Origin of the sequence: Rhodanobacter ginsenosidimutans (genome assembly GCF_042655685.1) — a bacterium.
Taxonomy (GTDB): Bacteria; Pseudomonadota; Gammaproteobacteria; order Xanthomonadales; family Rhodanobacteraceae; genus Rhodanobacter; species Rhodanobacter ginsenosidimutans.
This window is the reverse complement of sequence record NZ_JBHSMM010000002.1, coordinates 239,654-263,947: the sequence shown is the minus strand read 5'-3', so window position 1 is coordinate 263,947 and position 24,294 is coordinate 239,654. Positions and strand designations below refer to the sequence as shown.

Below are 24,294 nucleotides of genomic sequence, written 5' to 3'. Positions count from 1 at the left end.
GCGCCTTCGGGCCTGGCTTCCTTCTGCCCATCGCTTCGCACATGCCGCTCAATGCAAATAAATGGTCGGCCCAAGCGCAACGGCAAACGCCGCTGTCACCAGGACGCCAAGCACCACCAGCACCGGGTGGCGGCCCATGTGGAAATCCTGTGCGGGCAGGTCGGGGCGGTGGGAATAGGCGACGTTGAACAGGCCTGCCGTGCCGCCGAATGATGCCGCCACCGCTGACGTCAGCGTGATCACCATGCCATGCGGGTTGAAAAGGCCAACCAGCAGCGCGCTCACGCCGCCGACCACGTACACCGTCATCGCGATCCGGCGTTTCGTGCGAGCGGCCTGTTCACCACCGCCGAGCATCACCCCGAGCATGCGAATGGCGACGCGTACGATCAGGATGTAAACCACGAGTCCAACGACGAACAACCCCACCCGCCACAGCCACGGCCATGGCAACGGCGCCAGCCCGCCACCCACGTCCGGTCCCCAGTCACCCAAGTTGGTGACGCCGGAGAACATCCAGTAGCCGGCGGCCACCATGCCTTTCACCGTGAACACGATCCACGCCACCAGGCGCGGCAACGGCCCGCGCAAGCGGCGCCATGCCAGATACGCCAGCGCTGCCAGCACCACATCCACGCAGGTACCGGCCATCGCCACGAGGCGGTGATCCCATCCCTGCGTGCCGGGGCATTCGATGTAGTAGGCGCCCAGTTCGCTGGGCTGGTGCCCGGTGGCGACGCAGGTAACGGCGTGGCCGAGCAGCTCATGCGCCATCGTGAGCAGGGGCAACAGCAACAATGCCAGGCCCACCAGCGTCCATGCGTCCACCGATGGACGTGCGTGCGCGTCGTTCGTTGTCATCGCGTAACTCCCCTTGGATCAGATCCAGAGGATCACGCGTATTCCCGCCGCTAGCCAGTGTCGCTTACAGGTGTCTGCCGTGACAGATGTCACGAACGCAAGCCGTGGGGCGGAAGCGGGCCGGGTCGGCTTTCACCGCAGTCCCTACCCGGATTCAGGCTTGCCTCAGCGCCCCCGGCGGTTGTAGTCGGGGAAATGGCCGCGGCTGCCGCCGACCGAAATGCTGATGCCGCCGGAAGGTTCGTCGCAGCTGCCGAACGCCTGGCTGACGTTCACCTGGCCCGCATTCCAGTTGCCGGTGCCCATGTGGCTGCCGGTGACGATGCCGGTGCCGACGCTGCCGTGGACTTGCGGCTTGTTGTAGGTGGAGTCGTCGCAATCGGGTGCTTCGGCGACGGGCTCGGTATTGCCCATGCGGCCGCTGGTATCGCCGTAATACACGCCCGGTGCATCGCCTGCCGTTTTCGGGGTAGCCGGTTTCGGGGCGGTGGTGCTGGCGGCGGGCAGGTCGCTGGGCGGCAGCTTCAGGTTCAGCGGCTTGCCGGTGGTCTGCGCCCACGCCGTGGTGGCCAGCAGGCTGGCGGCGGCGGCGACGAGAAGCCGTTTGATGTTCATGCGTACTCCGGGTTGATACCAGCACCAACGCGCGAGGTGCGGTTGGCGTGTACATCCGGGTTGGAAAGGCGCAGGGGCGACAAGTTCCTGCGGGGCCGTCGGTGTCGACTTTGTAGGAGCGACTTCAGTCGCGACGTTTTTGCATTGAATCGCAAAAGCAAAAGCGTCGCGACTGAAGTCGCTCCTACAGTTGGAGTTGCCTTAGCCGGTGGTTTCGATGCGCTCCACGCGGCGCAGGCCGCGCGGCAGCAAGCCGCCGCGGCTGGCGCGGGTGCCGCCGTATTCCACCAGGTCGGCCCAGCGCAGGGTGAGTTTGCGCTGGCCGGCGTACAGGGTGACTTCGCCCTTGCTTTCGCCGACCACGGCGATGCCGGCCACGCGTTCGTCGCCGGCGACCAGTTTCGCCTTGGGGATCTCGATCAGCTTGTTGCCCTTGCCCTTGTCCAGCTCGGGCAACTCGGCCACCGAGAACATCAGCAGATGGCCTTCGGTGGTGACCACCACGATGCGGTCGCGGGCGGGGTCGGCGCTGATCTGCGGCGCCAGCACTTTCGCCTTGTCGCTGAGGCTGATGATCTGCTTGCCGGCTTTGTTGCGGCTGGTGAGGGTCTCGAAGCGGGTGACGAAGCCGTAGCCGAAATCGGTGGCCAGGATCAGCCGGGTGGCGTTGTCGCCGGCGATCATGGCGTCGAAGCTGGCGCCGGCCGCGGGGCTGAAACGGCCGGTGAGCGGCTCGCCGTTGCCGCGCGCCGAGGGCAAGGTATGTGCAGGCGTGGAATAGGCGCGGCCGGTGGAGTCGATGAACGCCACCTGCTGCGTGGTGCGGGCTTTCACCGCGGCCAGCAGGCCGTCGCCTTCGCGGTAGTTCAGGCCTTCGGCGTCGACATCGTGACCTTTCGCGGCGCGTGCCCAGCCCTTCTGGCTCAGTACCACGGTGACCGGTTCGCTGGCCACCAGCGCGCTTTCATCCAGCGCATGCGCCACGTCGCGCTCGACCAGCGGCGAGCGGCGGTCGTCGCCGAACTTGGCAGCGTCGGCGCGCAGCTCGTCCTTGATCAAACCCTTCAGCTTGGCCGGCGATTTCAGCAGCACGTTGATGCGCGCACGCTCCTCTTCCAGTTGGTCGGCCTCGGCGGAGATCTTCATCTCCTCCAATCGCGCCAACTGGCGCAGCCGCGTTTCGAGGATGTAGTCGGCCTGCTCGTCGCTGAGCTTGAAGCGGGCGATCAGCACGGGCCGCGGCTCGTCCTCGGTGCGCACGATGCGGATCACTTCGTCCAGGTTGAGGTAGGCGATGCGCAGCGCTTCGAGCAGGTGCAGCCGGCGCTCCACCTTGGCCAGCCGGTTCTGCAACCGGCGGGTGACGGTGTTGGTGCGGAAGCTCAGCCATTCGGTGAGGATGCGCTTGAGGTTCTTCACCTGCGGGCGCCCGTCCAGGCCGATCATGTTGAGGTTGATGCGGAAGCTTTTTTCCAGATCGGTGGTGGCGAACAGGTGCTGCATCATCTCGTCGGCATCGACGCGGTTGGAGCGCGGCACGATCACCAGGCGGATGGGATTCTCGTGGTCGGACTCGTCGCGCAGGTCCTCGATCATCGGCAGTTTCTTGGCGCGCATCTGCGACGCGATCTGCTCCAGGATCTTCGACGGGCTGACCTGGTGCGGCAGCGCGGTGATCACGATGTTGCCTTCCTCGCGCTGATACACCGCGCGGGCGCGCACCGAGCCGGTGCCGTTCTCGTACATCGCCAGCAGGTCGCCGCGCGGGGTGATGATCTCCGCCTCGGTGGGGTAATCGGGCCCGCGCACGTGTTCGAACAGGTCGGCCACGGTGGCGTCCGGGTCGTCCAGCAGGCGGATGCAGGCGCTGACCACTTCGCGCAGGTTATGCGGCGGGATGTCGGTGGCCATGCCCACGGCGATGCCCATCGAGCCGTTGAGCAGCACATGCGGCACGCGTGCGGGCAGCCAGCTCGGCTCCTCCAGCGTGCCGTCGAAATTCGGCACCCAGTCCACCGTGCCGTGCGCCAGCTCACCCAGCAGCGCTTCGGCGATCGGGCTGAGCTTGCTCTCGGTGTAGCGCATCGCCGCGAAGCTTTTCGGGTCGTCCGGCGAGCCGAAGTTGCCCTGGCCGTCGACCAGCGGGTAGCGGTACGAGAACGGCTGCGCCATCAGCACCATCGCTTCGTAGCAGGAGCTGTCGCCGTGCGGATGGAACTTGCCGATCACGTCGCCGATGGTGCGGGCGGATTTCTTCGGCTTGGCGGTGGCCGCCAGGCCCAGCTCGCTCATCGCGTAGATGATGCGCCGCTGCACCGGCTTCAGGCCGTCGCCCACGAAGGGCAGGGCGCGATCGAGCACCACGTACATGGAATAGTCGAGATAAGCCCGCTCGGCGTACTCCTTCAGCGGGATCTGTTCGTAATTGGCTTGCAGGATCATGCAGTTACATCATTCGGTCGGCGCGCAGGCTGCGCGGTTAACCGGTCGATGGTGCCAGAAAGCGCCCGATTCTTGTAGGAGCGCACCCTGTGCGCGATGCTTTCCGTTGCGTGACGAAGAGCATCGCGCACAGGGTGCGCCCCTACAGGCGCTGCGCTTCGACACCCAGCTTCTGCAACTGCACCTGCACGCTGTCCGGCTCGGCCAGATGCGCGGCGCCGACAGCGATGAAGACGGTGCCGGGCTGTTGCAGCAGGGCGGCGATCTTGGCTGCCCAGGCTTCATTGCGTTGCACCAGCAGCCGTTGGTAAAGCTCGGGCGCGGTCTGGCGCATGTCCTCGTCTTCGAGTCGGGCGATGGTGGCGACGTCACCGCTCTTCCAGGCGTCGATCAGCCGGGTCAGCTGGGTGGGTCCCTTGTCGGCATCGCGCATGGCCGAGCGCAGGAAGTCCAACTGCACTTCCTGCGGCATGTCGGCCAGGAAGTGCATCTGCTGTTCGGCGGTTTCCAGGCCAAACACGGGCTTGCCGGCGGCGGACATCTGCGCCTTGAGCTGCTTGTCCACGCCGTGCTCCGGGTCGAGCCCGGCTTTCAGCAGCGGCGCGGTCGTGAGGGTCAGTGCGGCCAGCCAGGGGCGCATCACGTTCAGCGCCTGCATGCCGCCGGGCACGCCGGCCTCGGTCGCCGCCGTACGCAGGCGCTGTTGTTCGTCGGCGTCGAGCTGGCTGGACAGCGGGTGTGCCGCATCCAGCCCGTAGCGCAGCACCAGCGCCATCATGTTGCCTGGGTCGTCGTCGGTCAGCTCGATGTAGAGCGCCTGGCTGTCTGCCACCGCGCGGTCCAGCGTCGCGTCATGCCAGTCGGCGTCGTTGGGCAGCAGGTGCACGGTGCCGAACAGGTAGATCGTGGTGTCGGCATCCTTCGTTACCCACAGCGCCGGTTTGGCGATGGCGGCCGCCGGAAGCAGCAGGACAAGGGCGATCAGCAGGCGCGCGGGCAGGCGTGGTTTGTTCATGCCCGCGAGTGTGACGGGTGCGGGCGGGTGGCTCAATGACGCGACGGACTCAGCGCGGCACGCGGTAGCCGCCGGGCACGCCGCGCGCACTGAGCGTCAGTTGCCACAGCTGATCGCGGCGGCTGCGGAACACGGCGGCGGAGGTGGCCAGGTAGAAACGCCACATGCGGCGAAAGCGTTCGTCGTAGTGCGCCGGCAGATGGTCCCACGCCGCTTCGGCATTGGCGTACCAGGCCATCAGGGTGCGGTCGTAGTCGGGGCCGAAGTTGTGCCAGTCCTCGACCACGAACAGGCCTTGCAGGGCCGCGGTCACCTGGGTGGCGGCGGGGATCATCGAGTTGGGGAAGATGTATTTCTCGATCCACGGATCGGGCTGCGCGGGCGCGCTGTTGGTGCCGATGCAATGCAGCAGCGACAGCCCGCCGCTCTTGAGGCAGCGCTCCACGGTTTCGAAATACGCGCGGTAGTTCTTGCCGCCCACGTGCTCGAACATGCCGATGGAATACACCGCATCGAAAGGCTCGTCGATGTCGTGGTAATCCTGCAGGCGGATCTCGATGGGCAGGCCGGCGCACAGTTCGCGGGCGAACTCGGCCTGCTCCTGCGACACGGTGATGCCCACGCCGCTGACGCCGTAGTTTTCCGCCGCGTATTTCAGCGCCTCGCCCCAGCCGCAGCCGATGTCCAGCACGCGTTGCCCCGGTTGCAGTTGCAGCTTGCGGCAGACCAGGTCGAGCTTGGCTGCCTGCGCATCGTCGAGGTTGTCGGCGGCGGCCCAGTAACCGCAGGAATACACCAGCCGCTTGCCCAGCATGGCCTGGAACAGGTCGTTGCCGAGGTCGTAGTGCGCCTTGCCGATCTCGAACGCGTGCTCACCGCGCTGCAGGTTGATGAAGCGCGCCTTGAGGTGGGCAACCACCGCCTCGAAGGTGTGCAGTTTCTGGTCGAGCCCGGACAGCAGCATGCGGGTGAACATGCCAGGCAGGTCGCCGGCGTCCCACCAGCCGTCCATGTAGGCTTCGCCCAGGCCCAGTGAGCCGTGGGCGAACACGCGCGAATACAGTCGCTCGTCGTGTACCTGGAGATCAGTGGGTGCGGCGCCGTTGATGGTGATGCCGGCGCCCTGCAGCAGTTCGCTGGCGCGATCCTTCAAGGTGTCCTGGCTCATGCCTTTCCTCGCGGAGTGGAACGAACAAACAGCCGTCAGCGCCGGATGGTGGACTCCCGGCGTTCGGCAACGTCGATGCGCGCGGCAGTCATCCGGCTTTCGCCGCCCCGTTGCCGAGCACGCCATAGTTTGCCGGCGTCCGTGCATACACCGTGTCGATGCCGGCGGCGCGTACGCGCTCCAGCAGCAGGTCGGCCTGGTCCTCGCGCAGCAGGAATTCCACCTTCACCGGCAGGTCGTCGGCCAGCTCGAAGAACTGCTCCTCGCGCAGCACGCCGTGGCGGCCGAAGCCGGCGGTGGCGCGAAACACCGAGCCGCCACCGAGGCCGTCGCGGCGTGCCTGCTCCAGCAGCCATTGCGATACCAGCATGCCCTCGTGGCGGGCGCGCACGTGGCAGTAGAACGTCAGATGCAGGCCTTGTTGCAGGTTGTCCTGGTTCATGCCGGTTCCCCGATCAATGGCGCAGCAGGCTGCGGGTGAGGGCGATGCCGATGACGGTCATGCTGATCGAACCGACCACGTGCACCGCCACGTGGCCGCTGAACCACAGGTATTGCTGGCGCAGCAGCAAGGTGGCCGATTCCGCCGAGAAGGTGGAGAACGTGGTCAGCCCGCCGAGGAAGCCGGTAAACACGAACAGCCGCAGCTCCGGCGACAACGTCTGGAAATGGTCGAACACGCCCATCACGCAGCCCATCAGCAAGCCGCCGGTGAGGTTGGCCGCCAGCGTGCCCAGCGGCAGGGTGGGAAACAGCGGGTTGAGCGCGATGCCCAACAACCAGCGCGACCAGCAGCCGATGGCGCCGCCGAGGCCAATTGCAACGAATCCGGTTACACCCACGAGCGCGTCTCCTGACGAATGGAAGTGTCCGGCTACCGCGGCGGCAGGCACGCCTGCGCCGCCGGAAGCCGGTGGTGCAGGCATCATCAGCCCCTGCAGTGATGCGGGGCGGTTGGTTCCCTTGATCTTGCGTCGCGGGAACGGGAGGCATGCCATCTCCCGGAGCGGCCATGCTAGGAGCCGGGGCGATAGAAACGCAAGCGCGGCGGGGGCGCACCGTCGCATGGCGCAGGCCGGGCACGCGCTCGCTACAATGCACTTCCTGTTGCCGCCCGACGTTGTCGCTCCGATGAACCCACCCCCGCGCGCGGCACGCCGTAGCCTTCCCTGGTTGCTGGCGGCGTTGTCGATGATCGGCCCGTTTTCGATCGACGCGATCTTCCCCGCTTTCCCCCTGATCGGCGCCCATTTCCAGGTGGACAGCGCGGCCTTGCAGCAGCTGATCAGCGTCTACCTGCTGACCTATGCGGCCATGAGCCTGTTCCACGGCGCGATCTCCGACGCGATCGGGCGCAAGCCGGTGATGGTGGCCGGCATGCTGGTGTATGCGTTGGCGTCGGTGCTGGCGGCGGTATCCACCTCGTTCGCGATGCTGCTGGCCTGCCGCGCGCTGCAGGGTGCCTGCGCCGGCGCGGGGCTGGTGGTGGGGCGCGCGGTGATCCGCGATACGTTCGAAGGGCCGGCCGCGCAGCGGTTGATGTCGCAGGTGATGATGATTTTCGGCGTGTCGCCGGTGATCGCGCCGATGGTGGGCGCGTGGCTGCTGCCGCTGGGCGGCTGGCATGGCATCTTCTGGTTTCTGCTGCTGTTCACGCTGCTGTTGTCGGCGGCCGTCGCGATCTGGCTGGAGGAGAGTCACCCGCCTGCGCGGCGCACCACGTTCGCGGTGCGTCCGCTGCTGGCCGGCTATCTGTCGTTCGGTCGTGACCGGCCGTTCTGGCCGTTGCTGATTTCCAGCTCGGTGAACTTCGCGGGGTTGTTCCTGTTCATCGCCTCGGCACCGCGCATCGTGCTGGAACTGCTGCATCTGTCGGCGCAGGATTTCCCCTGGTTGTTCGTGCCGGTGGTGGTCGGGCTGATCAGCGGCGCCTGGCTTTCCGGGCGACTGGCCGATCGGCGCAGCGTGTGTTTCACGGTCAACCTGGGTTATGCGGTGATGCTGTTGGCGTGTGTGCTGCATGTATCGCTGGCGCTGGCGTTGCCGCAACCACGGCTGCCGTGGTCGATGTTGCCGCTGGTGCTGCACGGCGTGGGCGTGCAGTTGGCGTTCCCCACGCTCACCTTGCTGCTGCTGGATCGCTTCCCCCACCTGCGTGGCGGCATTTCCTCCGTGCAGGCGTTTGCCAGCCTGCTGCTCAGCAGCCTGGTCGCGGGCGTGCTGTCGCCGCTGCTGTCGTCGACCATGTTGTCGCTGTCGCTGGGCTCATCGACCCTGACCCTGATCGGTGTGTTGTCGTGGTACTGGTACGGGCGGATCAGCCGCGTGCCGAAGGCGCCGGGTCTGGCGCGGGATGTCGAACTGCAGGCGCAGATCACCGAGCCGCGCTGACGTCGCGGTCCAGCCGTATTCCTTTCCATTCCATTCGTTGCCGCGAGGAGCCGCATGAAAGCACGCATTGATTTCCGCACCGCCGTCCCCGACGCATTCAAGGCGATGCGTGGCCTGGAAGCCGTTGTGCATCGCAGTGAACTGGAGCGTTCGCTGCTGGAGCTGGTGAAGGTGCGGGTGTCACAGATCAACGGCTGCGGCTATTGCCTGGACATGCACATCAAGGAGGCGCGCGCCGCCGGCGAAACCGAGCAGCGGCTGTACCTGCTGTCGGCCTGGCGCGAGGCGCCGTTCTATTCGCCGCGCGAGCGTGCCGCGTTGAGCTGGGCCGAGGCGGTGACCCAGGTTTCCACCAGCGACCTGCCCGATGAGCTGTATGCCGAGGTGCGCGAGCACTTCGATGAAAAGGCGACGGTCGAATTGACGTTGGCGATCATCGCCATCAACGGCTGGAACCGGTTGGTGAAGGCCTGCCGTACCGAGGTGGGCAGTTATATGCCGACAACGGTTGCGTGAGCTTCGGTCGGTTGGGGCGGGCCTTTTGACGGCTGTTTGACCGCGACCGGTCCAGACTTTGCGGACGCCATCGGTCCGGTGTTTCCGGACTGCCGCGACTGCATTGCTGGAGGTTCGGTCATGCCTTACAAATCCATTAGCGACCTGCCTGATTCCGTACGCGACAACGTGCCGAAGCATGCGCAGGAGATCTACAAGGAGGCGTTCAACAGCGCCTGGGACGAGTACGCCGACAAGGACGATCGCCGCGGCGATGCGTCGCGCGAGGAGACGGCGCACAAGGTGGCGTGGTCGGCCGTGAAGAAGGATTACAGGAAAGGCGACGACGACAAGTGGCACGCCAAGTAAGTCGCGTGGCGCCTGGGCGGCGGGCGGACGATTGTCAGACCAATCCGCGCGCGACGAGAAACGCCCGCGCTTCGGCCGCGTCGTTCTCGAACCAGGCCCGGGTGGAACCCAGCCGGAACGTATAGCCCCACGCATCCATGTCGGCCATCAGGCGTTCGCGGCCCACGCCGGGGAAGGCATCGGCCAGCACGATCTGCAGGTAGCAGGTGGCGTCCTCTTCCTCGATGGAATCGGTGGCGTTGGTATGGACGTCCAGACGTCTGTCTGGCGGCATCACGATCAGGTGGCAGGCCTCGTGCAGTAGCGAATGCAGGGGTGTGTCCGGCCGGGCGTAGACGGTCGAGCCGATGATGCCGGCCTCCTCGTCGCCCCAGAAACTGCCGGGAATGGGCGCGCCGTATTCAACGCGCTGCAGTGTCAGGCCGTAGCGGGCAAGCAGTGCGGCGGGTGCGTCGAAGCCGAGTTGGGCCAGCCGCAATACGGAGTCGGGAGATGGGGCCGGAAGCGGGTGTTCAGATGACATGCGGGTGCGGTGACGGAAGGGCGGAAGAGGGCCGGCCGATGCGCCGGCCCTCGGTTGCCGGAACGCTCAGTTGGCCGCGGTGGCGTCGCCGGCGTCCGGTTTTTTCTTGCCGTCCGGCAGCGTCACCGACAGCTCGAGGATCTCATGGCCGCTGTCACGCTCCAGGTTGATGTTGATCGCCTCGATGTCGACGTGCACGTATTTCTTGATCACTTCGAGCAATTCGTTGCGCATCATCGGCAGGTAGTCGGGCGCGCCGCGGGAGGAGCGCTCCTGCGCCACGATGATGCGCAGCCGCTCGCGGGCCACGGTGGCGGTCGGCTCGGGCCGGCGCTTCAGGAAATCAAGAATACCCATCGTGATCAACCTCCGAACACGCGCTGGAGAAAGCCCTTCTTGGGCACATCGATGAAGCGGAGCGGACGCTCTTCGCCGAGGATGCGGGCCACCGTGTCGCTGTAGGCCTGGCCAGCCGGGGAGGCCGTGTCGACGATCACCGGGATGCCGTTGTTGGACGCGGTGAGCACGTTCTCCGATTCCGGGATCACGCCGACCACCTTGATGCCCAGGATGTCCTCCACGTCGGTGACGCTGAGCATTTCGCCGATCGCCACGCGCGCGGGGTTGTAGCGCGTCAGCAGCAGGTGCTGGGTGACCTGGCCTTCGCCGCGCTCGGCGCGCCTCGTCTTGCTGGCCAGCAGGCCCAGGATGCGGTCGGAATCGCGCACCGACGACACTTCCGGGTTCACCACCACGACGGCCTTGTCGGCGAAGTACATGGCCAGGTGGGCGCCTTTCTCGATGCCCGCGGGCGAGTCGCAGATGACGTAGTCGAAGCCGTCCTCGGACAGGCTGTCGAGCACTTTCTCGACGCCTTCCTGGGTCAGCGCATCCTTGTCACGCGTCTGGCTGGCGGCCAGCACGTACAGGTTCTCGTAGCGCTTGTCCTTGATCAGCGACTGTTTCAGGGTGGCTTCGCCGTGCACCACGTTGACGAAGTCATACACGACGCGTCGCTCGCAGCCCATGATCAGGTCGAGGTTGCGCAGGCCGACGTCGAAGTCGATCACGGCGACTTTCTTGCCGGCCATGGCCAGGCCGGTGGCGAGCGAGGCGCTGGTGGTCGTCTTGCCGACGCCGCCCTTGCCGGAAGTGACAACGATAATCTCAGCAGTCAAGAGCCCATCTCCGCAAGGTTGTTGTTGCAGCTGATCACAGTTTTGCGATCAACAGTTTTTCGCCCTCGAGCCAGCATTGCACGGACCGGCCCTCGAGGTCGTCGGGAATTTGTTCGAACACGCGGTACTGGCCCGCGATGGCCACCAGTTCCGCCCGGAAATCGGAGACGTAGATGCGCGCTTTCTCGTCGCCCTGCGCACCGGCCATGGCGCGTCCGCGCAGGCCACCGTAGATGTGGATATTGCCATCGGCGATCACTTCGGCACCGTTGGCGATCGCACCGGTGACGATCAGATCGCGGTCGCGGGCGTAGATCTGCTGGCCGGAGCGCACCGAGCCGTCGTGGTGTTGCGCGCCCAGCGGGTGGCCCGCTTCGGGCGGCGCCAAGATCGGCTCCGGCCGCGCCACGGGTTCCGGCGCACGGGTCTCGGCCGCCGGCGTGGCCGCGGCCGGCTCATAGGCGGCGCGGAACTTGGCGATCAGCGGCAGGCCCATGCGGCTGGCCAAAGCCTCGGTTTCGCTGGTGCCGTAGGCCAGCCCCACCGGCAGCATGCCGGCGCTGCGCACCGCTTCGAGCAGCGCGTCGACCGTGCCGTCATCCGGCAGGTGCAGCAGGTGGCTGAGGTCCAGCACCACGGCGGCGCGGGAGAACATCTGCGGCGCGGCGCGCACGCGGCGCTCAAGCTCCTCGCACAGTGCGGCCGCATCGACCCGGCGCACGCGCACGCAGGCGATGCCTACCTGGCCGAAGCGCAGGTCGCAGGCGTCGGTTGATTCGGTTTTTGCGTTCATGAATGTTGTTTTCCCGCCGATGTGCGCGCAGGGGTGGCTGCCAATGCCGGCACGGTGCGCTCGCTCAACCAGGGCACGTCGGGCAGGCCGCCCTTGTCGAGCCAGGTTTCGCGCACGTAGGCGTAACTGGGCAGGTCGAGCGCGAGCAGGCTGACCTGCGGGCCATCCTTGCCCATGCGTTGCTGGCCGACTTCCTGGAAGCCATAGGTGCCGTGGAAAAGCACGACCACGTCGTCGCGTGGTTCAAGCAGCACTTCGCAGGTGAGCAGCGGCACGCGCACTTCGGCGTAGCTGTGCACGTCGCAATACAGCACGCGGCCCAGGCCGTGGCGATGGTAGGCGTTGGCGATCACGATGCGATCGATATACATGAACTGCGGGTAATGCTCGCCGAACCAGCGGTAGTTGGGGCTGTCGTACTCGCCGCCATCGCGAAGGGCGATCAGGAAGCCGGCCAGGTGACCGTCGACCTCGGCCACGCGGAAGTATTCCGCGTGCTCGTAGAAATAGCGCAACCGCGCGGAGTCGAGTGCCAGGATGGAGCGGCCGGCGGCGTTGTTGAGCGCCAGCACCGCATCCAGGTCGTGCTCGCGCACGTCGCGGATGGCAAGAACCATTCGTTGCTCCGCTTGATGGAATCGGGGAAAGGCCAACGCACGGCCTCGCAAAGTCGCCATTATGCCATGCGGCCATGCCCCGTACACCGGCGAAAGCCCATGTAAAACCTTTGTAAAGTCGATGGCCGGCACGCTTCTACCGACTATCGTGGATTGCGCTGGGCGCCCGCACGGCCAATGATGCGCGCCATGCGATGGCCATTCTTCAACCATATCCGCCTGCTGCTCCGTTACGCGGGGTTCTTTACCTATTTGTCGGCCGGGACGCCGCTGGTCACCACCTGGGCGGCCGAGCGCCTGAACCAGTTGCAGCGGCCGAGTTTCTCGCTGTTGCTGTGGACGCTGTGCTACCTGGTGTTCGGGCTGATGTACTGGTTGCTGACCAGCAACCTGGGCTCGCGCCGCTACCCCGCGCTGAAGTTGCTGGGGCTGGCGCTGATGACGGCGGCGGCGGTGGCGGTGGGCTGGTACAGCCACAGCGGCCTGTCGGCCATGTTGATGGTGGTGGCGTCGGTGGTCCTGCCCTGGCTGCTGCCATTCTGGATGGGCGGCTTGTGGCTGGTGCTGCAGCATCTGAGCCTGGTGGCGGTGTTCGCCACGTTCCCGGAGTACGACCACAGCATCACGATCGGTTTCGTGCAGGCTAGTGTCTACCTGGGTATTTCCGTGCTGGTATTCACCACCTCCGCGATCGCCAGCCAGCAGGCGGAGGAACGCGAGGTGCAGCGCCGCCTCAACTCGGAACTGCGCGCCACGCGGGCCTTGCTGGCCGAGTCCAGCCGCATCGCCGAGCGCATGCGCATTGCGCGCGATCTGCACGACGTGATCGGCCACCACCTCACCGCGCTGAGCCTCAACCTCGAAGTGGCCAGCCACCTCACCAACGAGGCGGCGGGCGCCCACGTGCGCAAGGCGCAGAGCACGGCGCGGCATCTCCTTTCCGACGTGCGCGAGGCGGTGAGCGAGCTGCGCCAGGACGATGCGATCGACCTCACCCGCGCGCTGCGCACGCTGACCGACGGTGTGCCGGGGCTGAAGATCCACGTGGAGATGCCGCCACGCTTCACGGTGGAAGATCCGCGGCGGGCACACGTTCTGTTGCGTTGCGCGCAGGAGATCATCACCAACACCGCCCGGCATGCCGGTGCGCGCAACCTGTGGCTGGATTTCGCCTACGCCGAAGCCAGCGAGGTCGGCCTGGAGGCGCGCGACGACGGCCGTGGCGCGGCCCAGGTCAAGCCAGGCAACGGGCTGTCGGGCATGCGCGAGCGGCTGGCCGAATTTGGCGGTACCGTCACGCTGCATGCCGACGTCAGCCGGGGTTTTGCGCTGTCGGTGCGATTGCCGCTGGGGGAGCACCCGGCGCTGGCGCATGCGCCCACGCGATTCGACCCGCCGGCGCTGCGAATGCCCTGAGCGCCGATGCCGGCGATGGGGATTGTGGCCAGCGCCGCGGGTTTTCCGTGGCCCGCGCAGACATGCAAGAATGCACTGCTGACGGGGGCGATGCGTCGTGCCGATACCGCCCCATGGGCCTTACTGCTTGAGGATGCGCGATGATTTCCGTTTGTCTCGTCGACGACCAGAATCTGGTGCGCCAGGGCGTACGTTCGCTGCTGGATCTCGCTGCTGACATCCGCGTCGTGGCCGAATGCGCCGACGGCGCCCAGGCGATACGCGAAATTCCGCGCATCAAGCCCGACGTGGTGCTGCTGGACCTGCGCATGCCCAACATGAGCGGGCTGGAAGTGCTGCAGACGCTGGCGTCCCGCGATGAACTACCGCCCACCATCATCCTTACCACCTTCGACGACGACCAGCTGGTGCTGCAGGGGCTGAAGGCCGGTGCGCGCGGCTATCTGCTGAAGGATGTGTCGCTGGAGCAACTGGTCGAGGCGGTGCGGGTGGTGGCCGGCGGCGGCTCGCTGGTGGCGCCGATGGTCACCCAGCGCCTGATGGCCGGGGTGGCGCGCATGCAGAACCAGTTCACCAGCCTGGAGCAGCCCGACCCGCTGACCGAGCGCGAAACCGAGATCCTGCGGCTGCTTTCCGGCGGCTACAGCAACAAGGAAATCGCCAATTCACTGAAAGTGGCCGAGGGCACGGTGAAGAACCACGTATCCAACATCCTCTCCAAGCTGGGCGTCCGCGACCGCACCCGTGCCGTATTGAAGGCGCTGGAGCTGGGCATCGTCTGAGCCGGAACGCGGCTCGCCACGGCTGCCGGAATGGCGCCGCGCGGCCGTTTCACGTAGCCATCCATACGGATGTTCCCGGCAATAGCGTTCCAGCTCGCGAGCAAGTAACATCCGTAGCTTCGGCAATTGCCGACCCCCCTTTTGCATCCCTGCAGCAACCCATGGGAGGCACCGCGCCACGCGGTTGGGGAGACCATCCTGGTACTGCCATCCTGGTACTGCGTAGAGACGTTCGGAGACCCTTGGAATGATGCGTGTCCTTGAATTTTTTGTTGCCCTGATCATCGTCGCCGTGGTCGGCGTGGTGGCGGGTGTGGTCATGCCGGGCCACGGTCACGTGGAGCGGTCGCTGGTAATCGGCAAGGACATGCGGCAGGTCTATGACGTGCTCGACAATCTTCGCCGCGTGCCCGAGTACTCGGTGCTGCGCTCGTACGATCGCAACACGAAGTTCAGCTTCTCGGGCAATGCCTACGGCCCTGGTGCCGAGTTGAGCTGGAGCAGCGACAACGAGAAGGTCGGCAACGGCAAGCTGACCATCGCCAGCGCCACCCCGTCGTTCGACCAGATCACCAGCACCACCAAGACCGCCAGCATCGTCTGGAACCTGGACAACAGCTGGCGCGGGCAGGACAAGCACTTCACGCTGGACCTGGAGCGCCAGGGCAGCCGCGGTCAGCTGACCGAAGTGACCTGGTCCTATGACGTTGCCTACGGCTGGAACCTGGTCAACCGCTTCGCCAATCTGTACATCCACGGCGATCCGGACTCCTTCGTGGACGTGACGCTGAACAACCTGCAGAACGTGATGGCGACGGTGCCGAACATCGACTACGCCGACCTGATCCCGTACATCGTGCAGACGCAGCAGACCCCGGTGCTGCTGGTGCCCACCTCGATCGCCCGCAAGGACGGCCTGGAAGGCTTCGAGGCGGCGACCAGCAAGGCGGTTGCACAGATCCAGGCCACCGCCAAGAAGCTGGGCGTGAACGTCACCGGCCCGCGGGTCGTGTTCACCACCAACTACGGCGACCAGACCTACACCTTCGACGTGGCGATGCCGATCGACAACGGCAGCCTCACCGTCAACGGTCAGGTCGAGCAGCTGACGCCGCCCACGCCGCCGGCACTGAATGCCCCTGGTGCACCCGCCGAGTCCAGCAGCGCCGCCGCCGATGCGGACAGCGTCCCGCTGGCCGTGGACAGCCGTGACCGCTTCGGTCGCCTGGTTGTCGACGGGAATGTGCGCGCCACGCTGGCCTTTGGTGGCCCGGCCCTGAAGGGCGTGTGGAACGGTACCTTCGCCGGCGTGCCGCAGACCCGCGACATGCTGAAGGCCTATGCGCAGACGCATGGCTACGCGTTCGATGACGTGGTCAACCGCCCGTACAACATCCAGACCAAGATCGGCGACAACGTCGAGACCTACTCGCAGTTCGAGATCTACCTGCCGCTGAGCAACGCGCCGGACCAGACTCCGGAGCAGGCTGCCGGCATCAAGCCGCCGTCGCTTGAGGAAGAGGCTCCGGCCAGCGCCGGCTCGGCGGCAGCCCCGGCCAGCGCAAGCAGCGTCGCGCCGGCCAGCAGCAGCGAAGCGCCCGCTGGCGAGTAAGCAGCAACCGCAACACGCAAAGAAGGGCTCTTCCTGACGGAGGAGCCCTTCTTTTTTGGCGGCTGGCCCCGCCATCGCCGGACACTTCGCCGCTTGCGGTACATTGTTCCGATGTACGGTAGCGCTTCGTGCGCAGCCACTGTTCCCGATCGTCGACCGGACATGATAGAAACCGACCAGCTCACCCGTTGCTATGGCCACCTCACCGCGGTGGATGCGTTGAGCATCCGCGCCGAACCGGGCCAGGTGCTGGGGCTGCTGGGCCCGAACGGGGCGGGCAAATCCACCGCCATGCGGATGATCGCCGGTTTCCTGGCGCCGACCTCCGGCACCGCGCGGGTGTGTGGCTACGATATCCGGCGCGAACCGTTGAAGGCGAAGCGGGCCTTGGGCTATCTGCCCGAAGGCGCACCCAGCTACGGTGAATTGACGGTACGCGAATTCCTGCAGTTCATCGTGCGCATGCGCCAACTGAAACCGGAAGTCGGTTATCGGCGCGTCGACGAGGTCGTGCACCTGCTGCAACTGGACGACGTGATGGAGCAGTGCATCGACACGTTGTCCAAGGGCTTGCGGCGGCGGGTCGGCCTGGCCCAGGCCATCCTGCACGACCCGCCGGTGCTGATGCTGGACGAACCCACCGACGGCCTGGACCCGAACCAGAAGCACGCCGTGCGCCAGTTGATCGACACCATGGCGCGCGAGCGCACCATCCTCATTTCCACGCACCTGCTGGAAGAAGTGCACGCATTGTGCAACCGCGTGGTGATCATCGCCCAGGGCACCTTGCTGGCCGATGCCACGCCGGCGGAACTGGAGGCGCGGTCGCGCTACCACGGCGCGGTATCGTTCAGCGCGCCGGGCAGCGGCGTGTCGCAGGAGATGCTGGGGCGGTTGCCGCAGGTCGCCGCGATCGAGGTCGACCCGCTGGACGGCCGCATCACCGTGTTCCCCAAGCCCGGCATACGCATCCTGGAGCCGGTGCAGACGCTGTTGCGCGAGCAGGGGCTGGAAGTGTCGGAGATCCAGCTCGAACGTGGGCGGCTGGACGAGGTTTTCCGGCAGATCACCACCGGCACGGCGGACGTCGCATGAGCCCGATCAATGCGGTGATGCGCCGCGAGTTGCGCAGCTATTTCGTGACGCCGGTGGCGTATGTGTTCCTGGTCATCTTCCTGGTGCTTGCCGGCATCCTCACGTTCTATGCCGGCGATTTCTATGCACGCGGGCAGGCCGACCTGCAGCCGTTTTTCGTGATGCATCCGTGGCTGTACCTGATCCTGGTGCCCGCGATCACCATGCGCATGTGGGCCGAGGAAGCCAAGGGCGGCACGCTGGAACTGCTGCTGACGCTGCCGGTGACGTTGTGGCAGGCGCTGCTGGGCAAGTTCCTCGCCGCGTGGCTGTTCATCGGGCTGGCGCTGGGGCTGACGTTTCCGATCTGGATCACGGTCAACTACCTCGGCTCGCCCGACAACGGCGTGATCCTGGCCGGTTATCTCGGCAGCTGGTTCATGGCCGGCACGTTCGTGGCGATCGGCGCCTGCCTGTCCGCGTTGACGCGCAGCCAGGTGATCGCATTCATCCTCACGGCGCTCGTTTGCGTGCTGTTGATCCTGGTCGGCCAGCCGCAGGTGCTGGAGTTTTTCCAGGGCACCTTGCCGCGTCGTTTGATCAACGCGGTGGCGCACCTGAGCATGCTGCGCCACTTCGGTTCGATCGCCCGCGGCGTGCTCGACCTGCGCGACCTGCTGTATTTCCTGCTCAGCATCGTGGGCTGGCTCGCCGCCGGCGTGTTGCTGCTCGACCTGAAAAGGACGCGCTGAACGATGCCGCGCCTGCACCTTCCCGCCTTCCTGACCCGGCCGCGCCAGTTGACGCGCAGCTCGTTGTTGTACGCCGCGCTGGTTTTGCTGGTGCTGGTGTTCGTGCCGTTGATCGTCACCACCAGCCGCTGGATGCATGCGGTGCGCATCGATCTCACATCCGACCATCTCTACACGCTTTCGCCCGGCACGTTGCACATCGTCGATGGACTGCGGCAGCCGTTGAAACTCACCCTGTATTTTTCCGAGCACGCCACGCGCGACCTGCCGCAACTGCGCAGCTACGAGCAGCGCGTGCGCGAGATGCTGCAGGAAATGGTGGCGCGTGCGCATGGCCGCATCCGCTTGCAGATCATCGACCCCGTGCCGTATTCCGATGACGAGGCCAATGCCGAAGGCAGCGGGTTGACGGCGGCCAGCGGCGGCAGCAACGGCGAGCGGGTGTTCTTCGGGTTGGCCGGCAACCGGCTGGCCGGCGACGGTGACAACGAGGTGGTCAACCAGGTGCCGGAGAAGGCGCTGAGCATCGCGTTCTTCGACCCGGCGCGCGAAGCGTTCCTGGAATACGACATCGCCAAGCTGCTGTACGAGCTGGATCAGACGCGCAAGCCGCCGATCGGCGTGATCAGCTCGTTGCCGGTGGAGGGCAAACCCGTCCTGGGCCAGCAACCCTGGGCGGCGGTGCAGCAGCTGAGCCAGTTGTTCGACCTGCGCATGCTGGACCCCGCGCAATTGAAGCGGGTGGACCCGAACCTGAAGATGCTTTGGTTGATCCAGCCGACGCATTTGTCGAGCGATGCCTTGTACGCCATCGACCAGTACCTGCTCGGCGGCGGCCACCTGGCGGTGTTTGTGGACCCCGATGCCGAGCAGCTGCAGAGCTCGCCGTACGACGTCGGCGCGGCGTTGCCGGAACACAGCTCCGACCTGCCGCGGATGTTCGCGGCGTGGGGGGTGGTGTATGACCCGCGCCAGGTTGTGCTCGACCGTTCGCGTGCGTTGCAGATCGAGCTGGCAGGAAGCAGCCTCAACCATCCGGCGATGCTGGGCTTGGGCGCGCAGGAGCTCAATCGCAACGACGTGATCACCGCCAGCCTGCAGCGGGTGAACCTGTCCACCGCTGGTTACTTCGACCTTGCGCCCGATGCCGGCACGCGGCTGATTCCGTTGTTGCAGAGCACCGGCGACGCCGAGGCGGTTTCCACCCAGCGCACCATACAGGCCACCGCCGACCCGGCCTCGCTGCTGCAGGATTACCGACCCGACAACATCCACTACGTGCTAGCGGCGCGGCTGCAGGGGCCGTTCCAGAGTGCCTTTCCCGAACGCGCCGGCGAGCCCGGCCATCTGGCCAGTTCACGCAGCAACGCCGAAGTGGTGCTGGTGGCCGATACGGACCTGCTCAGCGACCGGCTGTGGGTGGAGACACAGACCATTCTCGGCCAGCCGATGCTGAGCGCGTTCGCCAACAACGGTGATTTCATCGCGAACATGGTGGACAACCTCAGCGGTTCGTCGGCGCTGCTTTCGATCCGCGGCCGCGCCACGTCGCAACGCCCCTTCACCCGCGTCGAGGCGTTGCGCAACGCGGCCAACCAGAAATTCCTGCAGAAGAAGCAGGAGCTGGAGCGCGAGTTGGCCGATACCCGCCGCCGGCTGGAGGAGCTGCAGCCGGCCAAGGGCGGCAGCGGCGATACGGTGACCGTCGAGCAGCGGCGCGAGATCGAACAATTCCGCCAGCGCCAGATGGCGATCCACACCGAACTGCGCAACGTCCAGCATCAGCTCAATGCCGAAATCGATGCCTTGGGCCTGCGCCTGAAGTTCATCAATATCGTGCTGGTGCCGGCGCTGGTGATCCTGATCGGCCTGCTGTACGGCTGGCGGCGCGCACGGCACAGTCGGCGCCGGCGCTCGTGAGGGCGGCAATCTGCCGCAACGTGGCGGGCGCCGCGGGGAGGATTCCGGCGCCGCGCCCGACTATGCTGGCGGGATCGCGCTCGCCGGTGCGCGGATTCGTCGTGGTGGCCTGAGTTGATTGCAACGTTGTTGAAATGGATCGTGCCGTGGGAGTTCTCCTGGATCTTCCTGGCGACTTTCGTGCTGACCTGCGTGCTGTACTGGCGTGGCAGCCGCCGGATGTCGGTGAGTTTCAGCCGCAAGCTGGCGTTCTGGACCGGCATGGCGATCATCTACCTGTCGCTGCACACCTATCTTGATTACTTCGCCGAGCACGAGTTTTTCGTGCATCGCATCCAGCAATTGCTGCTGCATCATCTGGCGCCGCTGCTGATCGTCACCGCGTTCCCCGGTACGGCGCTGCGCGCCGGCATGCCGTTTTCCTGGCGCATTCGCCTGTGGCTACCGTTGCGCCGTTCGTGGCCGTGGCGCGTGGTGACCGGCGTGCTGCTGAACCCCACGGTGGCGACGGTGTTGTTCATCGCCTTCATCCTGGTGTGGCTGATCCCCTCGATGCAGACGCTGGCGATGCTGGACTGGCGCATCTACCGCTTCATGAACTGGAGCATGTTGATCAGCGGTTTCGCCTACTGGTCGCTGGTGCTCGATCACCGGCCGCACCCGCCGGGGCGGATGACCGCAGGGCTGCGGGTGCTGTCGCCGGGGATCACCATGACGCCGCAGATCATCGCCGGCGCCATCATCACGTTCTCGCACACCGACCTGTACCCGATCTTCGAGATCTGCGGCCGCGCCTTCACCTTCAACGTGCTCACCGGCCAGCTGATCGGCGGCGTGATCATCTGGGTGCCGTCGGCCCTGCTGGAATCGATCGGCGCGATGATGGCGCTGCGTCAGTGGCTGCGGCTGTCACGCAATGGCCGGCTGCCGCGAAGGCCGCAACCGCGCCGGGCCGAGGTGAGTCGTTCGACGTAACGGTCGTACGGTGGTCAGTGCGCCGCGTGGGGCTCGCCTGCATCGATGGCATTGGCCGGGCGCGCCGTGAAATCGGTGGCCAGGGTGCTGCCGTCGCTGAACTTCAGCGTGAGCTGGACGGTATCGCCGGGTTTCACCGGCGTTTTCGCGTTCATCAGCATCAGGTGATAGCCGGCCGGGGCCAGCACCGCTTCACCGTGCGCCGGCACGGTCAGCGTGTCGACCATGCTCATGCGGCTCATCCCGCCCGCGGTCGAGCTGTGATGCAGCATCACCTCGGCGTACGCCGTGCTGGTGGCACCGGTCAGCGCCACGGGTTCTGCACTGTCATTGTGCAGGGTCACGTAGGCGCCGGCAGGGAGCGCGCCGGGCAGCACGCGGATCCACGCATCGCTGGCGTGGACGTGTTCGACCGCCGTGGCCTGCACGCCGCCGGCCAGCAACAGGCCAGCAAGAAGGAAAGGCAGTCGGGATGGCTTCATGGCGTGGCTCCGGTGTCGAGCAACAGGTGCAGGTCGTGGACGAGGTCGTCCCGCGAGGCGGATGGTGTGGCCAGCAGGCGCGCCTTGCCCTCGCGATCGAAGATGTAGATGGCCGAGCTGTGGCTCACCTCGTAGTTGCCATCGGCATCGCCGGGCTCGCGGGTGAAGGCGGAGCGGTAGCGCTTGCTCAAGGCCTCGACGGCGCGCGCACTGCCCACCAGCCCCACCGCGCGTTTGTCGAACGCGTTGACGTAGGCGTGCATGATGGCGGGCGTGTCCCGCGCCGGGTCCACGCTGACGAACAGGATGCGCGCATCGTCCGCCAACGGTCCCAGCCGCTGCATCACCACGTGGAGCTGGGCCAGGGTCAGCGGGCAGACGTCCGGGCAATGGGTGTAGCCGAAGTACAGCAGCACCACCTTGCCGCGATAATCCGCGCCGGTCACCGCCTTGCCGTTGTCGTCGGTGAGCTTGAAGTCCAGGTCCGGCATGTGGCCGCTGATATTGGTCAGGCGGAACGGCAGCGGTTCGCTGCGGCAGCCGCCGAGCAAGGCGCCCATGGCAAGCAGCAACAGCAGGGGAAGGCACAGCAGGTAGCGGGGCTTCATGCGAAAATCCGGGGTTCTGATCCCTTCCAGCATACGACACCGGCCCCTGCGCCGGCTCCGCGAACCCGGAAATTTCCCCATGCCGCGACAACCTGTCCGTACCTTGCTCGCATTGTTGGTTGGCCTGGCCGGCGCCAGCGCGGTGATGTTGGGTGCGTTTGGTGCGCATGCCTTGCGCCAGGTGCTCGACCCGCCGCATCGCGAGCTGTGGCGCACCGCGGTCGATTACCACGTCTGGCACGCGCTGGCGCTGGTGCTGGCGGTGGGGCTCGGTGGCGATCGCAACGGTCGTTTCGCGGTGGGCGCGTTCGCGCTGGGCATCGTTTTGTTCAGCGGCAGCCTTTACGCGCTGGCGCTGGGTGCGCCGCGCTGGGTCGGTATCGTGACGCCGCTGGGCGGGCTGGCGTTCATCGCGGGCTGGATCGCGTTGGGGCTCTCGCTGCGCCGCGGTAATCCATAGTTCTCGCGGGTGACACCGTGCTGTCATCCGGCGATGCGACGCTGCCGGCATGGACATGCAGACCGCCCTTCGGCACGCGCACACGATCAGCCCGTCACGATTCGGGCGGCGCTTACGGTGGCTCGGTTTTGCGTTGCTGGCGACAGGGGTGTGGCAACTTCTGTGGTCGGCTGTCCCCGGCAGTGACAACACGTCGGCAACGCCGATAGCGCCGCTGGTGCATTGGCGCGATGCGGATCACGACTGGTTGCTGGTCGTTGAGCAGGCTTCCGGCGAACTGGTGGTCTACGACGCCAACGACGGCCGCCCGCTGCGCCGCCTGGGTGCCGCCAATGGCGCCGCCGGGAATGGGGAATAGGGAATAGGGAATCGGAAGAGCGCTCTTTCGCCGGTTCGAAAGCTGCCGCGGCGACGAGGCTTTTGCCTTTGTCTTTTGCTTTTCCCATTCCCCATTCCCCATTCCCCATTCCCCATTCCCCATTCCCGGCCGCTGTCCACACGCACGTGGCCGCATACAATGCCGGTTTGCCACCCTGGAACACCCCATGAAACCATTCGGTACGCCGCACTCCAGCCACGCCTTGCGTGTCCTTCTGCTGGGCGCGGGTGAGCTGGGCAAGGAAGTGGCGATCGAGCTGCAGCGCTATGCGGTGGAGGTGATCGCGGTGGATCGCTACGCCGACGCGCCGGCCATGCAGGTGGCCCATCGCAGCCACGTGATCGACATGCTCGATGGCGCGGCGCTGCGGGCCGTGATCGAGCTGGAAAAACCCGACCTGGTGGTGCCCGAGATCGAGGCGATCCACACCCCGACCCTGATCGAGCTGGAGAAGGAAGGCCAGCGGGTGATCCCCACTGCCCGCGCCGCGTGGCTCACGATGGATCGCGAAGGCATTCGCAGGCTGGCCGCCGAGGAACTGAAGCTGCCCACCTCGCCGTACCGCTTCTGCAATGACGAGGCCGAGTACCGCGAGGCGGCTGCCACCATCGGCTACCCGTTCGTGATCAAACCGGTGATGAGCTCGTCGGGCAAGGGCCAGAGCGTGGTGCGCGACGCCAGCGAATTGCCGCAAGCCTGGGCGTACGCGCAATCGGGCGGCCGCGCGGGCAAGGGCCGGGTGATCGTGGAGGGTTTCGTCGATTTCGACTACGAGATCACCATGTTGACGGTGCGGCATGTAAACGGCGTGAGCTTCTGCGCGCCGATCGGCCATCGGCAGGAGCAGGGCGATTACCGCGAATCGTGGCAGCCGCAACCCATGAGCCCGGCCGCCCATGCCGAGGCGCAGCGGCAGGCGGCGGCGATCACCGGCGCGCTGGGTGGCTGGGGTGTGTTCGGCGTGGAGTTTTTCGTCAAGGGCGACACGGTGATCTTCTCGGAGGTGAGCCCGCGGCCGCACGATACCGGCCTGGTCACGATGATCTCGCAGGAGTTCTCCGAGTTCGCGCTGCATGCGCGGGCGATCCTGGGCCTGCCGATCCCGGTGATCCACCAGTTCGGCCCGTCAGCGTCGTGCGCGGTGCTGGTGGAGGGCGATGGTGCCGGGCCGCGTTACCACGGCGTGGCCGAGGCGCTGGCCGAACCGGATACGCAACTGCGCCTGTTCGGCAAGCCAGCCGTCAGCGGGCGCCGCCGCATGGCGGTCACCCTGGCCCGAGCCGATACACTGGAGGCGGCGGTCGCCAAGGCCGTGCGCGCCGCGGCGTGTTTGCGCGTCGAGCTGTAGGCCGCCACATCCGATTCAC

The 24,294-nt window shown here is 66.3% G+C and carries 27 protein-coding genes and 1 riboswitch; of the genes, 13 read left to right on the top strand and 14 right to left on the bottom strand.

Translation table 11 applies throughout. The features are described 5' to 3' along the window. Positions 1–48 precede the first annotated feature (48 nt). The 7 genes from ACFPK0_RS10985 to crcB all read right to left on the bottom strand — a co-directional run bounded on the left by ACFPK0_RS10985 (position 49) and on the right by crcB (position 6,943). The gene (locus ACFPK0_RS10985; protein WP_377340760.1) at positions 49–861 is read right to left on the bottom strand and encodes a hypothetical protein; all 813 of its coding nucleotides are present in this window, start codon (positions 859–861) and stop codon (positions 49–51) included. 165 nt (positions 862–1,026) lie between these two features. Continuing rightward, complete coding sequence (locus tag ACFPK0_RS10980; protein WP_377340757.1) at positions 1,027–1,476, bottom strand: hypothetical protein; 450 nt, start codon at positions 1,474–1,476, stop codon at positions 1,027–1,029. Positions 1,477–1,677: 201 nt separating this feature from the next. Then, the gene (gene parC / locus ACFPK0_RS10975) at positions 1,678–3,918 is read right to left on the bottom strand and encodes a DNA topoisomerase IV subunit A (protein WP_377340752.1); all 2,241 of its coding nucleotides are present in this window, start codon (positions 3,916–3,918) and stop codon (positions 1,678–1,680) included. A 142-nt stretch (positions 3,919–4,060) separates the two neighbouring features. Beyond that, the gene (locus ACFPK0_RS10970; protein ID WP_377340749.1) at positions 4,061–4,933 is read right to left on the bottom strand and encodes a TraB/GumN family protein; all 873 of its coding nucleotides are present in this window, start codon (positions 4,931–4,933) and stop codon (positions 4,061–4,063) included. A 49-nt stretch (positions 4,934–4,982) separates the two neighbouring features. Continuing rightward, entirely contained in the window at positions 4,983–6,101 is a 1,119-nt protein-coding gene (cfa, locus tag ACFPK0_RS10965; protein WP_377340747.1) for a cyclopropane fatty acyl phospholipid synthase, read from the bottom strand. A gap of 88 nt (positions 6,102–6,189) precedes the next feature. Further along, complete coding sequence (locus ACFPK0_RS10960; RefSeq protein ID WP_056077659.1) at positions 6,190–6,543, bottom strand: DUF190 domain-containing protein; 354 nt, start codon at positions 6,541–6,543, stop codon at positions 6,190–6,192. A gap of 13 nt (positions 6,544–6,556) precedes the next feature. After that, the gene (gene crcB / locus ACFPK0_RS10955; RefSeq protein WP_056077662.1) at positions 6,557–6,943 is read right to left on the bottom strand and encodes a fluoride efflux transporter CrcB; all 387 of its coding nucleotides are present in this window, start codon (positions 6,941–6,943) and stop codon (positions 6,557–6,559) included. Between the two features lie 70 nt (positions 6,944–7,013). Next, a riboswitch (Fluoride riboswitch) is annotated at positions 7,014–7,112 on the bottom strand. A gap of 120 nt (positions 7,113–7,232) precedes the next feature. Here crcB and ACFPK0_RS10950 point away from each other — a divergent pair. The 3 genes from ACFPK0_RS10950 (at position 7,233) to chaB (ending at position 9,356) form a co-directional block, all read left to right on the top strand. Then, positions 7,233–8,492: a multidrug effflux MFS transporter gene (locus ACFPK0_RS10950; RefSeq protein ID WP_377340743.1), complete on the top strand. Its 1,260-nt coding sequence runs from the start codon at positions 7,233–7,235 to the stop codon at positions 8,490–8,492. Between the two features lie 54 nt (positions 8,493–8,546). After that, positions 8,547–9,008 (top strand): carboxymuconolactone decarboxylase family protein, encoded by a 462-nt coding sequence (locus ACFPK0_RS10945; RefSeq protein WP_377340740.1) that lies wholly within the window; start codon positions 8,547–8,549, stop codon positions 9,006–9,008. 120 nt (positions 9,009–9,128) lie between these two features. Then, entirely contained in the window at positions 9,129–9,356 is a 228-nt protein-coding gene (gene chaB / locus ACFPK0_RS10940; protein ID WP_007079892.1) for a putative cation transport regulator ChaB, read from the top strand. Positions 9,357–9,390: 34 nt separating this feature from the next. On the opposite strand, the gene ACFPK0_RS10935 is transcribed toward chaB, so the two are convergent. The 5 genes from ACFPK0_RS10935 to ACFPK0_RS10915 form a co-directional block, all read right to left on the bottom strand. Next, positions 9,391–9,879: a hypothetical protein gene (locus tag ACFPK0_RS10935; RefSeq protein ID WP_377340737.1), complete on the bottom strand. Its 489-nt coding sequence runs from the start codon at positions 9,877–9,879 to the stop codon at positions 9,391–9,393. Positions 9,880–9,945: 66 nt separating this feature from the next. Further along, complete coding sequence (minE, locus tag ACFPK0_RS10930; protein ID WP_377340735.1) at positions 9,946–10,236, bottom strand: cell division topological specificity factor MinE; 291 nt, start codon at positions 10,234–10,236, stop codon at positions 9,946–9,948. A 5-nt stretch (positions 10,237–10,241) separates the two neighbouring features. After that, positions 10,242–11,057 (bottom strand): septum site-determining protein MinD, encoded by an 816-nt coding sequence (gene minD, locus ACFPK0_RS10925; protein WP_056077673.1) that lies wholly within the window; start codon positions 11,055–11,057, stop codon positions 10,242–10,244. Between the two features lie 34 nt (positions 11,058–11,091). Then, positions 11,092–11,850 (bottom strand): septum site-determining protein MinC, encoded by a 759-nt coding sequence (gene minC / locus ACFPK0_RS10920; protein WP_056077676.1) that lies wholly within the window; start codon positions 11,848–11,850, stop codon positions 11,092–11,094. Then, positions 11,847–12,467 carry a GNAT family N-acetyltransferase gene (locus ACFPK0_RS10915; protein ID WP_056077679.1) on the bottom strand — a complete coding sequence of 207 codons (621 nt, stop codon included), beginning with the start codon at positions 12,465–12,467 and terminating at the stop codon, positions 11,847–11,849. Before ACFPK0_RS10915 ends, minC begins: the two co-directional genes overlap by 4 nt. 189 nt (positions 12,468–12,656) lie before the next feature. On the opposite strand from ACFPK0_RS10915, the gene ACFPK0_RS10910 reads away from it, so the two are divergent. The 7 genes from ACFPK0_RS10910 to ACFPK0_RS10880 all read left to right on the top strand — a co-directional run bounded on the left by ACFPK0_RS10910 (position 12,657) and on the right by ACFPK0_RS10880 (position 20,998). Beyond that, positions 12,657–13,883, top strand: a complete 1,227-nt coding sequence (locus ACFPK0_RS10910; protein WP_056080736.1) for a sensor histidine kinase — start codon at positions 12,657–12,659, stop codon at positions 13,881–13,883. A 140-nt stretch (positions 13,884–14,023) separates the two neighbouring features. Continuing rightward, entirely contained in the window at positions 14,024–14,665 is a 642-nt protein-coding gene (locus tag ACFPK0_RS10905; RefSeq protein WP_007079885.1) for a response regulator, read from the top strand. A gap of 247 nt (positions 14,666–14,912) precedes the next feature. Next, on the top strand, positions 14,913–16,277 hold the full coding sequence (locus ACFPK0_RS10900) for an SRPBCC family protein (RefSeq protein WP_056077680.1): 1,365 nt from the start codon (positions 14,913–14,915) through the stop codon (positions 16,275–16,277). A 162-nt stretch (positions 16,278–16,439) separates the two neighbouring features. Next, entirely contained in the window at positions 16,440–17,372 is a 933-nt protein-coding gene (locus ACFPK0_RS10895) for an ATP-binding cassette domain-containing protein (protein WP_377340729.1), read from the top strand. Next, positions 17,369–18,103: an ABC transporter permease subunit gene (locus tag ACFPK0_RS10890; RefSeq protein WP_056077685.1), complete on the top strand. Its 735-nt coding sequence runs from the start codon at positions 17,369–17,371 to the stop codon at positions 18,101–18,103. The genes ACFPK0_RS10895 and ACFPK0_RS10890 overlap by 4 nt, the downstream gene beginning before the upstream one ends. Before the next feature lie 3 nt (positions 18,104–18,106). Next, positions 18,107–20,023: a GldG family protein gene (locus ACFPK0_RS10885; RefSeq protein WP_056077687.1), complete on the top strand. Its 1,917-nt coding sequence runs from the start codon at positions 18,107–18,109 to the stop codon at positions 20,021–20,023. A gap of 114 nt (positions 20,024–20,137) precedes the next feature. Continuing rightward, entirely contained in the window at positions 20,138–20,998 is an 861-nt protein-coding gene (locus tag ACFPK0_RS10880) for a cytochrome c oxidase assembly protein (protein WP_377340725.1), read from the top strand. A 14-nt stretch (positions 20,999–21,012) separates the two neighbouring features. Here ACFPK0_RS10880 and ACFPK0_RS10875 read toward each other — a convergent pair whose 3' ends face one another. Together ACFPK0_RS10875 and ACFPK0_RS10870 are read right to left on the bottom strand one after the other, a co-directional pair. Beyond that, positions 21,013–21,480 carry a copper chaperone PCu(A)C gene (locus tag ACFPK0_RS10875; RefSeq protein ID WP_377340722.1) on the bottom strand — a complete coding sequence of 156 codons (468 nt, stop codon included), beginning with the start codon at positions 21,478–21,480 and terminating at the stop codon, positions 21,013–21,015. Beyond that, positions 21,477–22,088 (bottom strand): SCO family protein, encoded by a 612-nt coding sequence (locus tag ACFPK0_RS10870; protein WP_377340719.1) that lies wholly within the window; start codon positions 22,086–22,088, stop codon positions 21,477–21,479. Before ACFPK0_RS10870 ends, ACFPK0_RS10875 begins: the two co-directional genes overlap by 4 nt. Before the next feature lie 79 nt (positions 22,089–22,167). Here ACFPK0_RS10870 and ACFPK0_RS10865 point away from each other — a divergent pair, with 79 nt between their 5' ends. The 3 genes from ACFPK0_RS10865 (at position 22,168) to purT (ending at position 24,275) form a co-directional block, all read left to right on the top strand. Then, positions 22,168–22,548: a DUF423 domain-containing protein gene (locus tag ACFPK0_RS10865; RefSeq protein WP_377340716.1), complete on the top strand. Its 381-nt coding sequence runs from the start codon at positions 22,168–22,170 to the stop codon at positions 22,546–22,548. 148 nt (positions 22,549–22,696) lie between these two features. Further along, on the top strand, positions 22,697–22,906 hold the full coding sequence (locus ACFPK0_RS10860) for a hypothetical protein (protein WP_377340713.1): 210 nt from the start codon (positions 22,697–22,699) through the stop codon (positions 22,904–22,906). Positions 22,907–23,093: 187 nt separating this feature from the next. Beyond that, positions 23,094–24,275 carry a formate-dependent phosphoribosylglycinamide formyltransferase gene (gene purT / locus ACFPK0_RS10855; protein ID WP_056077702.1) on the top strand — a complete coding sequence of 394 codons (1,182 nt, stop codon included), beginning with the start codon at positions 23,094–23,096 and terminating at the stop codon, positions 24,273–24,275. Positions 24,276–24,294: the final 19 nt, after the last annotated feature.